Annotated in this window: 11 protein-coding genes; 8 read left to right on the forward strand and 3 right to left on the reverse strand. The window is 69.9% G+C overall.

What is annotated here, in order from left to right; all coding sequences use genetic code 11:
• The first annotated feature begins 148 nt into the window (after window positions 1-148).
• Entirely contained in the window at window positions 149-832 is a 684-nt protein-coding gene (purQ, locus tag ACQP0P_RS45160) for a phosphoribosylformylglycinamidine synthase subunit PurQ (protein ID WP_433368593.1), read from the forward strand.
• Window positions 829-3,084: a phosphoribosylformylglycinamidine synthase subunit PurL gene (purL, locus tag ACQP0P_RS45165; protein WP_433368596.1), complete on the forward strand. Its 2,256-nt coding sequence runs from the start codon at window positions 829-831 to the stop codon at window positions 3,082-3,084. Before purQ ends, purL begins: the two co-directional genes overlap by 4 nt.
• Window positions 3,085-3,309: 225 nt before the next feature.
• Here purL and ACQP0P_RS45170 read toward each other — a convergent pair whose 3' ends face one another.
• Window positions 3,310-4,047 carry a hypothetical protein gene (locus ACQP0P_RS45170; protein WP_433368598.1) on the reverse strand — a complete coding sequence of 246 codons (738 nt, stop codon included), beginning with the start codon at window positions 4,045-4,047 and terminating at the stop codon, window positions 3,310-3,312.
• Window positions 4,048-4,297: 250 nt separating this feature from the next.
• Here ACQP0P_RS45170 and ACQP0P_RS45175 point away from each other — a divergent pair, with 250 nt between their 5' ends.
• The 3 genes from ACQP0P_RS45175 (at window position 4,298) to ACQP0P_RS45185 (ending at window position 8,786) form a co-directional block, all read left to right on the forward strand.
• Window positions 4,298-6,346, forward strand: a complete 2,049-nt coding sequence (locus ACQP0P_RS45175; protein WP_433368601.1) for an adenylate/guanylate cyclase domain-containing protein — start codon at window positions 4,298-4,300, stop codon at window positions 6,344-6,346.
• Window positions 6,347-6,403: 57 nt separating this feature from the next.
• Window positions 6,404-7,072 (forward strand): Crp/Fnr family transcriptional regulator, encoded by a 669-nt coding sequence (locus ACQP0P_RS45180; RefSeq protein WP_433368607.1) that lies wholly within the window; start codon window positions 6,404-6,406, stop codon window positions 7,070-7,072.
• Window positions 7,073-7,322: 250 nt separating this feature from the next.
• Window positions 7,323-8,786, forward strand: a complete 1,464-nt coding sequence (locus ACQP0P_RS45185) for an MFS transporter (RefSeq protein ID WP_433368610.1) — start codon at window positions 7,323-7,325, stop codon at window positions 8,784-8,786.
• A gap of 3 nt (window positions 8,787-8,789) precedes the next feature.
• On the opposite strand, the gene ACQP0P_RS45190 is transcribed toward ACQP0P_RS45185, so the two are convergent.
• Window positions 8,790-9,464 (reverse strand): TetR/AcrR family transcriptional regulator, encoded by a 675-nt coding sequence (locus tag ACQP0P_RS45190; protein WP_355548645.1) that lies wholly within the window; start codon window positions 9,462-9,464, stop codon window positions 8,790-8,792.
• Window positions 9,465-9,546: 82 nt separating this feature from the next.
• On the opposite strand from ACQP0P_RS45190, the gene ACQP0P_RS45195 reads away from it, so the two are divergent.
• A complete protein-coding gene (locus ACQP0P_RS45195) occupies window positions 9,547-10,983 on the forward strand; it encodes an MFS transporter (protein ID WP_433368612.1) in 1,437 nt (478 codons plus the stop codon).
• Between the two features lie 229 nt (window positions 10,984-11,212).
• Window positions 11,213-11,851 carry a hypothetical protein gene (locus ACQP0P_RS45200; RefSeq protein WP_433368615.1) on the forward strand — a complete coding sequence of 213 codons (639 nt, stop codon included), beginning with the start codon at window positions 11,213-11,215 and terminating at the stop codon, window positions 11,849-11,851.
• Window positions 11,852-12,017: 166 nt separating this feature from the next.
• Here the strand turns inward: ACQP0P_RS45200 and ACQP0P_RS45205 are convergent, their stop codons facing one another.
• Window positions 12,018-14,081, reverse strand: coding sequence for a PhoX family protein (locus ACQP0P_RS45205; protein WP_433368618.1), 2,064 nt, complete (start codon window positions 14,079-14,081; stop codon window positions 12,018-12,020).
• A 178-nt stretch (window positions 14,082-14,259) separates the two neighbouring features.
• On the opposite strand from ACQP0P_RS45205, the gene ACQP0P_RS45210 reads away from it, so the two are divergent.
• On the forward strand, window positions 14,260-14,715 hold the full coding sequence (locus tag ACQP0P_RS45210; protein WP_433382426.1) for a sterol carrier family protein: 456 nt from the start codon (window positions 14,260-14,262) through the stop codon (window positions 14,713-14,715).
• Window positions 14,716-14,749: the final 34 nt, after the last annotated feature.

Genomic DNA, 14,749 nt, shown 5'->3' on the forward strand with positions numbered 1-14,749 from the left:
GACGCCCATGCCGGCTGCCCGGTTGGGTGATCCGGCACTCCGCGTATGACCGCTTGTCCGGAGCGGATAGCCTGGATGCACCGCCGCAGACCGACGTCCGATGTGAGAGACGCCGGCGCGGCGCCCGTTTGCGGAGGGGAACGTTGCCATGAGTGCTGCCCGCGTGGGCGTCGTCACTTTTCCAGGAACTCTTGACGATCAGGACGCGGCCCGCGCCGTGCGCCACGCGGGTGGCGAAGCCGTGCCGCTGTGGCACGCGGATCCCGATCTCAAGGGGGTGGACGCGGTCTTCCTGCCCGGCGGGTTCTCCTACGGGGACTACCTGCGCTGCGGGGCCATCTCCAGGTTCGCCCCGCTGATGGAGGAGCTGATCCCCGCCGCCAGGGCCGGGCTACCCGTCCTTGGCACCTGCAACGGCTTCCAGATCCTCTGCGAGGCCCACCTGCTGCCCGGGGCGCTGATGCGCAACGCCGGGCTGCACTACATCTGCCGCGACCAGGGCATCCGGGTCGAGAGCAACACCACCCCCTGGACCTCCGACTTCACCGAGGGCCAGGAGATCGTGCTGCCGATCAAGCACGGGGAGGGCCGCTACGTCGCCGACGAGGCGACCCTGGGCGCGCTGGAGGCGGGCGGCCAGGTCGTCTTCCGCTACACGGGTGGCAACCCCAACGGCTCCCTGAACGACATCGCGGGCATCCGCAACGAGGCCGGCAACATCGTCGGTCTCATGCCGCACCCCGAGCACGCCATCGAGGACCTCACCGGTGCCCCGAGCACCGATGGGCGCGCCTTCTTCTCCTCGATCCTGAAGAAGCTGGTGAACGCATGAGTCTCGACACCGTCAAGCGGGCCGAGGAGACCCCCGGCGAGCGCCAGCCGTACGCCGAGCTGGGGATGAAGGTCGAGGAGTACGAGCGGGTCCGCGAGATCCTCGGCCGCCGGCCCACCGGTTCCGAGCTGGCCATCTACAGCGTCATGTGGAGCGAGCACTGCTCCTACAAGTCGTCCAAGGTGCACCTGCGCCAGTTCGGTACCAAGGCCCCCAAGTCGGCGGCGCTGCTCGTCGGCATGGGGGAGAACGCCGGGGTCGTGGACGTCGGCGACGGCTGGGCGGCCACCTTCAAGATCGAGTCGCACAACCACCCGTCCTACGTCGAGCCCCACCAGGGCGCGGCGACCGGTGTCGGCGGCATCGTCCGCGACATCATGTCGATGGGCGCCCGGCCGGTCGCGGTGATGGACGCGCTCCGCTTCGGCGCCGCGGACGCCCACGACACCCGGCGGGTGCTGCCCGGCGTGGTCGAGGGCATCAGCCACTACGGCAACTGCCTGGGCCTGCCCAACATCGGCGGCGAGGTCGTCTTCGACCCCTGCTACATCGGCAACCCGCTGGTCAACGCCCTCTGCGTGGGCCTGCTCCGCAAGGACCAGATCAAGCTCGCGGTGGCCCCCGGACCGGGCAACAAGGTGGTCCTGTTCGGCGCGCTGACCGGCCCCGACGGCATCGGCGGCGCGTCCGTGCTGGCCTCGGCCACCTTCGAGGACGAATCGCACGCCAAGCGCCCCAGCGTCCAGGTCGGCGACCCCTTCATGGAGAAGCTGCTGATCGAGTGCTGCCTGGAGCTCTACCAGGCGGACGTGGTCGTCGGCATCCAGGACCTCGGCGCCGCCGGTGTCTCCTGCGCGACCACCGAGCTCGCCGCCAAGGGCACCGGTGGCATGAACGTCAGGCTCGACCTGGTGCCGCTGCGCGACCCCTCGCTGCGGCCCGAGGAGATCCTGATGAGCGAGTCGCAGGAGCGCATGATGGCGGTCGTCACGCCTGACGACATCGATGCCTTCATGGCGATCTGCGCGAAGTGGGACATCCCCGCGACCGTGATCGGCGAGGTCACCGACGGCGGCCGCCTCGTGATGACCTGGCACGGCGAGACCATCGTCGACATCCCGCCGGGCACCGCGGCCGACGAGGGCCCGGTCTACGAGCGGCCGTTTCAGGAGCCGGCCGGCCAGATCGCGCTGAACAGCGACACTCCCAAGCGCCTCGCCCGGCCCACCGACCTGCGCGCGGCGCTGCTGGAGCTCCTCGGCTCACCGAACCTGGCGTCCAAGGAGTGGGTCACCTCCCAGTACGACCGCTACGTCCGCGGCAACACCGTGCTGGCCCAGCCCGCCGACGCGGGCGTGCTGCGGATCAGCGAGGCCATGCCCGGCGCCGAGGAGACGACGCGCGGAATCGCGCTGGCCACCGACGGCAACGGCCGCTACGCCCGCCTCGACCCGTACGCGGGGGCCCAGCTCGCCCTCGCCGAGGCGTACCGGAACGTGGCCACCACCGGCGCGACGCCGCTGGCGGTGACCAACTGCCTCAACTTCGGCTCCCCCGAGGACCCCGAGGTCATGTGGCAGTTCGCCGAGGCCGTGCGCGGCCTGGCCGACGCCTGCAAGACCCTCGGCATCCCGGTGACCGGTGGAAACGTCTCGTTCTACAACCAGACGGGATCCGTCCCGATCCACCCGACGCCGGTCGTCGGCGTGCTCGGCGTCATCGACGACGTGGCCACCCGGGTACGGTCCGGTTTCACCGATGACGGCGACCGGATCGTGCTGCTCGGCGAGACCGAGGCGGAGTTCGGCGGCTCGGAGTGGGCGCACGTGGCCCACGGCCACCTGGGCGGCCTGCCGCCCAAGGCACGGCTGGCCTCGGAGCGTGACCTGGCTCTCGTCCTGACCACGGCCGCCTCGCAGGGGCTGCTGACCGGCTCCCACGACCTGTCCGACGGCGGGCTGGCCATCGCCCTCGCCGAGGCCTGCCTCGCCCAGGGCATCGGCTGCGCGGTCTCCCTGACCGGCGACGACGCGTTCGTCGAACTGTTCAGCGAGTCGTCGGCCCGCGCGCTGGTGACCGTCAGGCCCGAGTCGTTCGACACCTTCGCGAAGCTGTGCGCGGCCCACGAGGTGCCCTGCCACGGCCTGGGCACCACCGGCGGTGACTCGCTGACCGTCAAGGGTGTGCTGGACATCCCGGTCACCGAACTCCGCCAGACCCACACCTCCACCCTGCCGGGCATCTTCGGCTGATCCTCACGCACCACCACGGAGGGGGTACGGCTCGCATGAGCCGTACCCCCTCCGCGTTTTCCGCGCTTCTCTTTTCCGTGCTTCGCACGGCACCGGCAGGGTCCGTCTCCCATCTGGAAGGGGGCCTTGATACCGCCACCCCTGCAAGAAGGCTCCCGACATGGGAGAAGGCCCCCGGTAACCATCCGGAGGGCCCTCTGTCGTGCTGTCATGCTCGGCCGGGTATCAGCTCATGCAGATCGCGTAAACGGTACCGCTGGAGTTCTTGCCGCCCACGGTCCAGCCGGTGCCGGAGGGCGCGCTCGTGTAGATCTGGCCGGAAGCGCTGCCGCTACCGCTGAAGCCGCCACCCGTGACGACCTTGCCCGTACCGCAGCCCACGGTCTCGCTTCCGCCGTGACTGCCGAAGTTGTAGGACTTTGTGACGGTGACGATGGTGAGGGTGCTACCGGCGCCGTCCTTGCCGTCCTTGCCCGCAGGACCCTGAGCACCGGGCTTGCCGTCGGCGCCGTCCTTGCCGTCGAGGCCCTTCGCACCGGGGGCGCCGTCCTTGCCGTCCTCACCCTTCGGACCCTGGGCACCGGTCTCGCCCTTGGCGCCCTGCGGGCCGGTGGCGCCGGTCCTGCCGATGGGGCCGCGCAGACCCTGCGGGCCTGCCGAACCGGGGTCGCCCTTGACACCCTGCTGACCCTGCGGGCCACGCTCACCCTGCGGGCCGGCGGTGGCGATGCCCTGCTGCTGGCTCTCGCCCTGCTGCCCCCACCTGACCCGGACCTCGGTCGGCTTGCACTTGGCCGTCGCGTTGACGATGCGGGCGTAACGCGTCTGCTTGTGGACACACGCGTGAATCTCCGCGCCGGCCGACGAGGCTACGGCACTGCCGCCCGCGGTGAACAACGTTCCAGCGAGGACACCAACGGTCACGACGGCGAGCGCGCGTCCGCCCGGCAACTTGATAGCCACTGGGCTTCCTTTCTGCGACACCAGAGTCTGGTGTGATGGGAGAGATACGCGTAGTACACGCTTCGACCGGTCCAACGGTTGACAGATGAAACATCACATTTCGAGCTCGGAAGCCCTGATGTCTGAATGTCGGGAAGCCTGCCGCTATCGGCCTTGTGCGGGATAATCAGACCGTTCGGGGGAACCCGCCCGCTGGGCGTGGACGAACAACACGGGGAACCAACCGGGTTCTCCAGACACGGAGGCCACCGTGCCGACCATCAACCCGACGGACACGGCCCGACAAGACCGTTCCGAACGGGAACCGTACCTGCCGCCCGCGACCCAGCCGGTCCGCACCCTGGTGTGGGCGTTGCATCTGGCACTGCCAATGCTCGGACTCTGGCTGCTGCTGGCCCGGCCCGACCTGAACATCGTCCTGCAGGACAACCCCAGCCATTTCTGGTTGATCATCACCGTCGCCGGGATCAACCTGGTCCTGGGCCTCATGATCAGCGAGGCATCGGCCAGGCGGGCGGACGCGCGCCTGCTCCTGGTCTCGCTGGTCTTCCTGAGCTGCGCCGGATCCTTCCTGGTGCACGGGCTGGGCACCCCGGGGATCATCCTGGGCACCCCGAGCTACGGGTTCGACCTGTCCCACCCGGTGGGCCTCCTCATCGCCTCGGTGTTCGCGTTCACATCGGCGCTGCCTCTGGGGGGCCGAGCGGCCGAGACCGTCCTGAGGCACCAGATGTGGCTGCGCGGCGGTCTGGCCGCCCTGATCACCGGGTGGGGGATCGCCTGCCTGGTGCCGGGCCTGACCCCGCTGAGCGACTCGCCCCCAGGGGGCACCGGCCTGGGCGGCCTGGAGTGGATCGGGGTGGCCCTGTACGTGGTGGCGGCCGCGATGATGTTCCAGCTGCACCGTGGCCGCCCCGCGGTCGTGCTGATCAGCCTGGTCACCGCGTACGCGCTGCTCGCCGAGTCCCTGGTCGCGGGATTGTCCCACCACAACTGGCACCTGTCGTGGTGGCTCTGGCACGTACTGCTGACCACGGCGTTCCTCTTCGTCGCCTACAGCGCCTACCTGCAGTTCCGGCGGGAGGGCACGAGCGCCGGGCTGTTCGACTCGGTGGCGCTGTCGGCGACGGTCCGCAGGATCAGAGCCGACTACGAGGCCGCCCTGGAGGAACTCGTCGGCCACCTGCGGCGCGGGGAGGAGAGCAGGGTTCCGATCGCGAACAGGCTGGCGGGCAAGTTCGGGCTCACCGAGTCCCAGGTGGCGGTGCTCGATCGGGCGGGTGCGGCACTGGCCAACGAGCGGGAGCTGACCGACAGGCTCGCCGCGCTGGTCGAGGTGGGCAGGCAGGTCCGCGTGGGCCTGCCGGAGCGCGAACTGCTGGCGCAGAGCCTCGACCGCGTGCGGCAGGCGTACGGAGACGTCCGGATCAAACTGGTCGACAACGGCCGGGTCACCGTGAACTCCAGGGAGTACGGCCCGAAGGACTTCCCCGGCGACCAGCCGATCCGGCTGGCGGGGAAGGTCGTCCACCCCCTGACCGTGCAGGGCAGGCTCGCCGGGGCGTTGGAGGTGCCGACCGGCAGAACCCCGCAGGACGAGGCGCTCGCCGCCATGCTGTCCGGTCAGCTGTCCATCTCCCTGGAGAACGTCCGCCTCTACAGCGAGCTGGAGACCCTCTTTCGGCAGTACATGTCGCCGGACGTGGCCCAGTCACTGCTGGCCGACCCGCAGACCGCGGCGCTCGGCGGCGAGCTGGTGGAACTGACCGCGCTCTTCGCCGATCTGAAGGGCTTCACGAGCTTCTCCGAGCGGGTGGCGCCCGGCGAGATCGTCGAGATGCTGAACCGCTACCACACCGCGGCCGTGCCCATCGTGCTCGGCAACGGCGGCACGATCGTGCAGTTCGTGGGTGACGCGCTGCTCGCGCTGTTCAACGCCCCCGCCCGGCAGTCCGACCACGCCCTCGCCGCGGTGCGGGCGGGCCTGGCGATGCAGGAGGCCGCCGAGGAGATCGCGGCGGGGATGCCCGGCTATCCCCGCTTCAGGATTGGGATCAATACCGGTGAGGCGCTTGTCGGAAACATCGGCAGCCCCGAGCTTCGCGGTTTCAACGCGATGGGCGACTGCGTCAACGTGGCCGCCAGACTTGAGGGAATCGCCGACCCCGGCAGCGTCGTGATCGGCCAGAGCACCCTCGACCTGATCGGCCCCCGGGCCCAGACTCGTTCCCTGGGCCCGCTCAGCCTCAAGGGCAGGGAACAACCCGTCCATGCCCACGTGCTGTCCGGGCTCTCGTAACAGCGCCTCTCGCCCCGGGAGTCGTACGGACACGATCGAGATCACCATGAGGTGGTTATGACTTCTTCCCCCGAACCGGGTGAGTTCATCACATTGCTCACGAACGATGAGGTAGCGGCTCTGTACTCCGCCGGGCGTCCCCGGCGCTGGGACAGGGGCGCGACGATGTTCACCGAAGGCGACGTGAACGACTGGGTGGTCATCCTGACATCCGGTCGGGTCAAGGTGTCCTCGCACACCGCGATCGGCAGCGAGGTGGTCCTGGCGATCCGGGGACCCGGGGCGCTGCTCGGCGAGTTCGCGGCGATCGACGGGCTGCCCAGGTCCGCCACGATCACCGCCCTCGAACCCGTCGAAGGAGTCACGGTCCGCGACTTTCCCGCCTACCTGCGGGACCACGGGAGAGTCGCGGTGCTGCTCATGCGGATGGTGATCGGCAAGATGCGCGACTCCGACCGCAAGCGGATCGAGTACGGCGCGTTCGACACCACAGGCCGGGTGGCCACCCGGCTGGTCGAGCTGGCCGAGCGGTACGGCGAGCCCACCAACGGCGGGGTCCGGGTGACGTTGCCGCTCTCCCAGGACGAGCTGGCCGGTTGGACCGGGGCCTCCCGCGAGGCGGTCAGCAAGGCGTTGCGCTCCCTGCGCGACCGCGGGCTGATCGAGACGGGCCGCCGCCGCGTGATCATCCACGATTTGGAGGGCCTGCGTAGACGGGCACGCTGAGGGCGCGCCGGACGACCGGCGCGGGGGCGCGCCTACCCGCGAGAGGGCAGGCGCCGCCCCGGCGGTGACGAGCACCACGATCACCGCCTCCGGCCTGACCCGGGACGCGATCCGGACGGGCGCGCCGTGCCCCGCCACCCGGCCGCCGGCCGCGCCGGGTGTGGTCTGACACGAGGCGCGAGCGGGCTGGACGTGCTCTGTGGCGGGTCTGGATCAAGATCGACGTACAACGTACGTCAGACTGTGACTCATGGTCGCAATCCCCCAAGACCTGCCCGGATCCCCTGAATACCTATCCAGACTCCGTTACGCGTGGCGGGTCTGCTCGGTCACCAGCCTCGGCATGGTCATGATCGGCATCTCCGGCAGCACACTGAACGTCGCACTTCCCACCGTAGTCAGGCACTTTCACGCGGACGCGTTCGCGGCCGGCTGGGTCCTGCTGGCCTTCCTCCTCGTCAACACCGCGACGCTGGTGTTCTTCGGCCGGGTGGCCGACCTGCTCGGCCGGCGGGAGATCTATCTGACGGGGTTTCTCCTGTTCACCGTCGGATCGCTGCTCGCCGGGCTCTCACCCGGCGTCTGGTTCCTGATCGCGATGCGCGCCGTGCAGGCGATCGGAGCCGCGATGGTCCTCGCCAACGGAACCGTGATCATCACCGACGCCTTCCCGCCGGACAGGCTCAGCCAGGGCATGGGCGTCTACATCGGCACCCTCTCGGTCGCCCAGCTCGCCGGCCCCACCCTGGGCGGCCTCATCGCCGAGACCGCCGGCTGGCAGTGGATCTTCTGGATGAACGTACCGGCCGGGCTGGCCGCCCTGGTCTGGGGAGCACTCACGCTGCGCCGGGTGCCCCGGGGGGCGCGCAGGCCGGTGGACGCGCTCGGCAACCTGATCGTGTTCGCCGCCCTCTCCGCGGCCCTGATCGCGCTCTCCGAGGCGGGGTCCCGGGGCCTGTCCAGCCCCGTGGTGACCGTCGGCATGGCGATCGCGGTGGCGCTGGTCCCGGTGCTGGTCCTGGTGGAGCGCCGGGCGTCACATCCCGTACTCAACGTGCGCCTGTTCGGCGAGCGCATGCTGGCCTTCGCCAACCTCGCCTCCTTCTGCAACGCGCTGGCGCGCTCGGCGCTGATCCTGCTGGTCGCCCTCTACTTCCAGGCCGCCAGGGGCGTCGACGCCGTCACCGCGGCCCTGGGCGTGCTCCCCGTCCCGATCGGCATGGCCCTGGCCTCCCCGGTCACCGGCGCCCTCGGCCGCCGGATCAGGCCGTACGCGCTGTCGGTGGGGGGCACCCTGATGAGCGCGGCCGGGCTGGGCATCCTGCTCCTGAACACCGCTCCCACCACGCCGTACTGGATCATCGGGGTTGGCCTGTTCCTGTGTGGCTGCGGCAGCGGCACCTTCCTGACCGGCAACACCACCCAGGTCATGGCGGCTCTGCCGGCGGGGAGCCTGGGAGTGGTGAACGGCTTCCGGCTTATGATCATGAATGTCGGGGTCGTGCTGGGTGTCGCCCTCACGCTCAGCGTGCTGACCGGCTCGGTCAGCGCCGAGCTACGCGGGCAGGTGTACGCGGGCACGCTGTCGCGCCTCTCCCCCGTCGCCGTGGACCACCTGATGGCCGGCTTCCAGCGGACCTACACCGTGCTGTTCGCCGTTGCCCTGACGGGCGCCCTGATGGCCTCGCTGGCCCGTCCCCGCCGCCGGGCCTGAGGGTCAGCGCTCGCCGGAGCGGGCGGACAGCGTTTCGATGCCCGCCATGAGGAGGTCGACGCCGAAGGTGTCATAGAGGTCGGGACGGCCGTCCTCGGAGAGGGGGACGGCCATCTCCACGATGTGCGGGTAGACGTCCGGTGGTAGTGACTGGAGCCTGACCCGCTTGAGCCTCGTCCGCTCGGCCGCCTCCCGCTCGGTGAGCCCGGGGACACAGTGCTTCGTCGGACCGGCTGCCAGCGAGATCGCGCCCTGGAGCAGGAACTGGGAGATCAGGCAGCTCTCCTCGTAGGAGAATCCGCCGCGCTTGGCCAGGCCGAGGGCCATGTCCCACACCCGCAGGAAGGCGGGCACCTCCATGTGGTCGACCTCGCTCAGCACGCCCGCCGCGCACGGGTGGCGCCGGAGCACCCTGACCAGACCGGCGACGAGCCCGCGGAGCCGCTCCTGCCACGGGCCCGCGTAGTCCCCCCCGTCGTCCCGGATCACGAAGCCCTCGACCAGGTGGTCGGCCATGCCGACGGTCAACTGCTCCTTGTTCTTGAAGTGCCAGTAGAGCGCCATCGGGGTGACGCCCAGCTCCTGGGCGAGCCGCCGGATGGTCACCGCCTGCAGCCCTTCGGCGTCGCCGATCTCCAGCGCCTGCTCGACGACCGCCTCGCGGGTCAGTTTTCCCATCACGCTTGACAACTATACGCCGTACGGGTTCAACTGTGCGCCGTACATGTACGACGTATAAGTACAACGTAGAGGGCGGGGAATGACAGACAGTCGCAGGTGGTGGGCTCTGGGAGCGATCTCGCTGGCCACCTTCATGACCTATCTCGACAACAACGTGGTGAACGTGGCACTGCCGACGATCCAGCGCGACCTCGGGCTGAGCATCTCGGGGCTGGAATGGATCGTGAGCGGCTACATCCTGGTGTTCGCCGGGTTGATGCTCGTCGGCGGGCGCCTGGCCGATGTCTTCGGGCGGCGGCGGATCTTCCTGATCGGCCTGGTCGTGTTCACCGCGGCGTCGTTCGCCGCCGGGATGGCCACCGGCGGCGGCACGCTGATCGCCACCAGGGCGGTGCAGGGCGTGGGGGCGGCCTTCCTCACTCCCACGGCGCTGGCACTGCTCACCTCGGTCTTCCCGGACACCAGGGAGCGCGCGACGGCGGTCGGCCTGTGGAGCGCGGTCGGTGCGCTGGCCCTCGCCCTGGGGCCGCTGACCGGCGGGTTCATCAGCGAGCACTGGCACTGGGGCTGGATCTATCTCATCAACGTGCCGATCGGCGCCGTGACGCTCGGGCTCGGGCTCTGGGCGATCAGGATGCCCTCCGACGAGCCGGTACGGCGCGGCCTCGACGTCCCGGGCCTGGTGGCGTCGAGCGTGGCCCTGTTCGCGCTGACCTACGCGCTCATCGAGGGTGCGGGGGCCGGGTGGACCTCGCCGGAGATCCTGGGCGCGTTCGGGATCGCGGCCCTGTCCGCGCTTGCCTTCGTGACGATCGAACTGAGGAGCCGGGAGCCGATGATCGACCTGTCGCTGTTCCGGTCGCGGGTGTTCAGCGGAGGCACGCTGTCAGTGGGCCTGTGGTCGTTCGGAGTGTTCGGGATCTACTTCTTTACCGCGCTGTACCTGCAGAACGCCCTGGGCTTCTCGCCCATCGAGGCCGGGGCGGCGTTCGTGCCGATGGCACTGTTGATGGCCGTCACCGCCGCCGTGGCCCCAAGACTGGACCGGACCCTGGGAACCGCGCGGACCGTGGCGGCCGGGCTCCTGCTGATGGCCGTGGCGATCTTCGGAATCTCCTTCGTCGGGCAGGACGGGTCGTTCGGCGACCTGCTGCCCTGGTTTCTCGTCTACGGACTGGGCGGCGGCATGCTGGTGCCGCTCACCACGGCGATCCTGGGCACGCTCCCCGCGGGCAGGTCGGGGGTCGCCTCGGGCGTGCTGAACGTCTCACGCGAGATCTTCGGTCTGCTCGGGATCACGATTCTGGGGGCGATCCTCAACGCGCGCCAGGCCGCGTTCCTGGCCGAGGGGGCCGGGCAGCTGACCGCCTTCCTGGACGCGTACCGGTACACGCTGGTCGTCGCCGCGCTCATCGTGCTGGTGGGAGTTCCGGTCAGCCTGCTGTCACTGCGGACTTCCCGCTCCCCGGAGCGGCCCGTCACACCCGCCGAGCGCCCGGCGGTACCGATCGGCTAGAACCGGGACCGGCTCGCGCCCTTCCTGGGAGGGCCCGAGCCGGTACGGATCGCGTTCGTCACAGCGCGGCTCCCTCCTTTATGCGGCGTGGCCGACATAATTGAGATGGTCGGCCCGGTCAGATCGGACACCTGGTGTCCTGCCCCGGGTCGTCCCGCTCCCCCCTCGAAACCCACGTCACGCCGCTCGGCGAGCACGTCGCCACCTGGGCGTCCGACAGGAGGAGCACATGCGTTCCGTCACGCTGATGGGAGTGGCCGCCGCGCTCATGATGGGTTCGGGTGTCCTGACCGAACCGGGTTCCGCCCCCACGCCAACCCCCACCGCCACACCCACACCCACCGCCACACCCACCGTCACGACCAGCACCACACCCACACCCACCGCCACACCCACCGTCACGACCAGCGCCACATCCACGTCCGGCGCCACAACCAGCGTCACCAGCAAAACCAATCAGACGGTGTCAATTCCTCCCATAGGAGGCAGAAACACCATCCCCAAGGCGCTGAAGAACGTTCCGTCGCTCCGTATCCTTCCCCCCTGGCCCCGCCAGGCCAGCCACGTCCGGATATTCGTGCACTGCCCTCCCTCGTCGAACCACGCGATCGTCGGCTCCACCGCGTTCAACCTGAAAGGGTCGAACCGTCTCTACCGGGAGATCGGGGTAGGACTCTCCGACAGGGGGCTGATGCACCGCAGCGCGTCCATCTCCTACTACGCCCTGCCCGGACCCCACGGCGCCTGCCTGAGGTGCGTGAAGGTCACGATGAACAAGCAGACCCGCATCAGGCGGATCCGGGTGACCGGCCGGGCCTTTGCCCCGCTCTTCGTCCGAAGGTTCAGCATCTGGCAGTTCTTCGACTGACAGTGATGATGTTCATGGTGACGCTGCGGCGGGTCTGACCCACCGACTGACTGACGTCTCGACTGTCCTGCTGGCGACCGGGTGTCGCCGACAGGTCCTTGTCCTCGTGGCTCAGCTGAGAGCCACGAGGACAAGGACCCGTGCTTTTCGGAAACGGAGACGGCGGTCAGGAGCCGATCTTGCCGCCCCTCGCGTGCCAGGTGACCACGACGGACGGGCGGGGCTGGGAGGCGCCGCCGTCCGGCCAGTGGCTGCTGGGAGCCTCGGGGTTGGCACCGTTGGTCTCGCCGGGGTGTTGCACGGCCACGAAGACGCTGCGCTGGTCCGCGCTGACCAGCGGGCCGCAGGTCTCCGCACCGACCGGCACGCTCAGGAACTGCTTGAGGTGGCCGCGCTCGGCACCACGGACCGGCATGACGAACAGGCCGTCGTTGGCACCGAGCTGACTGCCGTCCGTGGCGATCCACAGGTTGCCGTCGGCGTCGAAGGCCACGTTGTCCGGGCAGGAGATCGCCGAGACCTTGGTCTTGTCGAACCCGGCGAAGTAGGTCGCGGGGTCGTTCGGATCCCCGCAGACCAGCGGCAGGGACCAGGCGAAGGTCGTGGCCCCGGCGTCGTTCCGCCGCTCGACGATCTCCAGGATGTGGCCGTGCTTGTTGGCCGGGCGCGGATTGGCCTCGTCCACCTGGGCCGGAGTCCGGTTGGTGTTGTTGGTCAGCGCCACGTAGACGCCGCCGGTGACGGGGTTGCGCTCCACGTCCTCGGGGCGGTCCATCTTGGTCGCCCCGACCTTGTCGGCCGCCACCCGGGTGTAGACGAGCACCTCCGCGGCCGTCATCCCCGGCACGTGCGAGACGTCACCGGTGACCAGCGGAATCCACTCGCCCGAGCCGTCGAACTGCCCGTCGGCCGGGAGCCTGCCGGTGCCGTCGATCTCGGTGGCGGGACTGTCTCCGGTGAATCTGGCCACGTACAGCGTGCCGTCGTCGAGCAGGTCCCGGTTGTTCCGGTCGAAGCCGGGAATGTAGCGCTTCCTGGAGACGAACTTGTAGACGTACTCGAGCCGGGAGTCGTCCCCCATGTAGGCCACCACCCGGCCGTCGGCGGCCAGGGAGGTGGTGGCGCCCTCGTGGGCCAGCCTGCCCAGGGCGGTGCGCTTGATCGGGGTGGAGTCCGGATCGAACGGGTCGATCTCCACGATCCAGCCGGTACGGTTGATCTCGTTCGGGTGTTTCGCCAGGTCGAACCGGTCCTCGACCCGGTCGAACCTGCGGTTTCCGCTCGGGATGCCCGTCGTGACGCTCACCCCGTACCGGGTGAGGTAGGGCTTCTGCGCCTCGGGCACGCCGTTGCCGTTGACGAAGTACTGGTTGAAGTTCTCCTCGCCGCTGAGCACCGTGCCCCACGGCGTGGTGCCGCCCGCGCAGTTGTTCAGCATGCCGACCGGCGTGCTGCCCCCCGGGTCGGCCGCGGTCTTCAGCAGGTCGCTGCCGGCCGCCGGGCCGGTGAACCTCATCCGGGTCTGCACGGTGATGCGACGGTTGTAGCGGCGGGAGCCCTTGGTCACCAGCCGCCACTGGCCGGAGGCACGCACCCGCTCGACCTCGACCACCGAGCCGCCGTGCGCGGCCATCGCGATCCTGATCTGCTCCTCCGTCGCGGCGGTGCCGTCCGTGTAACCGCGGAACATCAGGTTCTCGTCGGTGTACTCGTGGTTGACCCAGAGCAGGCCGCGGTGCTGCCCCAGCTGGAAGAGCGTCACGTAGTCGCAGTTGTAGCCGAACTGCCCGGCCTGCGCGGCGGCCGTCTGGTTCTCGAAGTCGAACGCCGGAGCACCGGGCAGCACCGGGTCGCCCCAGCCCACCACGACCGCCGACAGATAGCCCGCGGGGACCGTCACCTTGTCGTCGGTGTTCGGCGCGATGGCGGTGAAGCTCAGGTCGCTCTTCCGGCCGGGGGCCTTCGCCCCCCGGTCCGGGTCGGCGACGGCCGGGAGCGCCGTGCCGACCCCCACCCCGGCGACGACGGCGCCCAGGGCGCCCGCGCGCAGCACCCCGCGCCGGGTCATCGCCTCGGCGACCACGTCACCGAAGTAGGTGTTGTCACTGGTGTTCATCACATCGTGGGCGCACTGGTCACCGCAACGGAACCGGCAGGTGAGCGCGCTGCGGCCACCCTTGTGAGGGCTCATGAGCAGGGGCAGCAGGCGACGCGGCGACATGTTCGCCACAGGATCCTCCAAAAAGGGGTGGAGTCGTACCGCCCGGACGCTACGTGCACCGGCCGAACCTGAGGTGAACGACATTTGCCCGGACGGTGAACCGTTCGGTGGACCGGGCCCGGCGATCATCGGGATCGAGCGGCTCGGCGGCGTCCTGTCGTCGGGACGGCCCGCTCCGGCGGGCATCATGGAGGGCGTGCCGCCTTACAAGCCCGACCCCGCCAAGGTTCACGCCGCTCTCGACACCCAGCTGAGCTCCCTCGACGAGCCGCCCTACGACGGTCCTACCGGGATCACGGCGCTGCTGGACGCCTGCGTGAGCGTGGTGCTGCGAGCCTTCGAGCGCGAGATCCACCCGGAACGGGAGATCACCCGCTTCGCCGTACGGCACCTGCTGGACAGGCTGGCGACGGCCGCTCCCGGCCGGACCGTCGAGGTCCGGGTCCCGCCCTACGCGGCGGTGCAGTGCGTGGCAGGTCCCCGGCACACCCGTGGCACCCCGCCCAACGTGGTGGAGACCGACGCGCGCACCTGGCTGGACCTGGCCACCGGCCGTCTGACCTGGTCTGCGGCGATGGCCGCCGGTAAGGTCGCGGCGAGCGGAGCCCGCGCCGACCTGTCGGAACATCTGCCGCTGCGATAGCTCTCGCCGTTCCCCGGCGTATGGCGGGACGGCG

It is taken from the genome of Streptosporangium sp. CA-115845, assembly GCF_050943795.1.
Lineage (GTDB): Bacteria > Actinomycetota > Actinomycetes > Streptosporangiales > Streptosporangiaceae > Streptosporangium.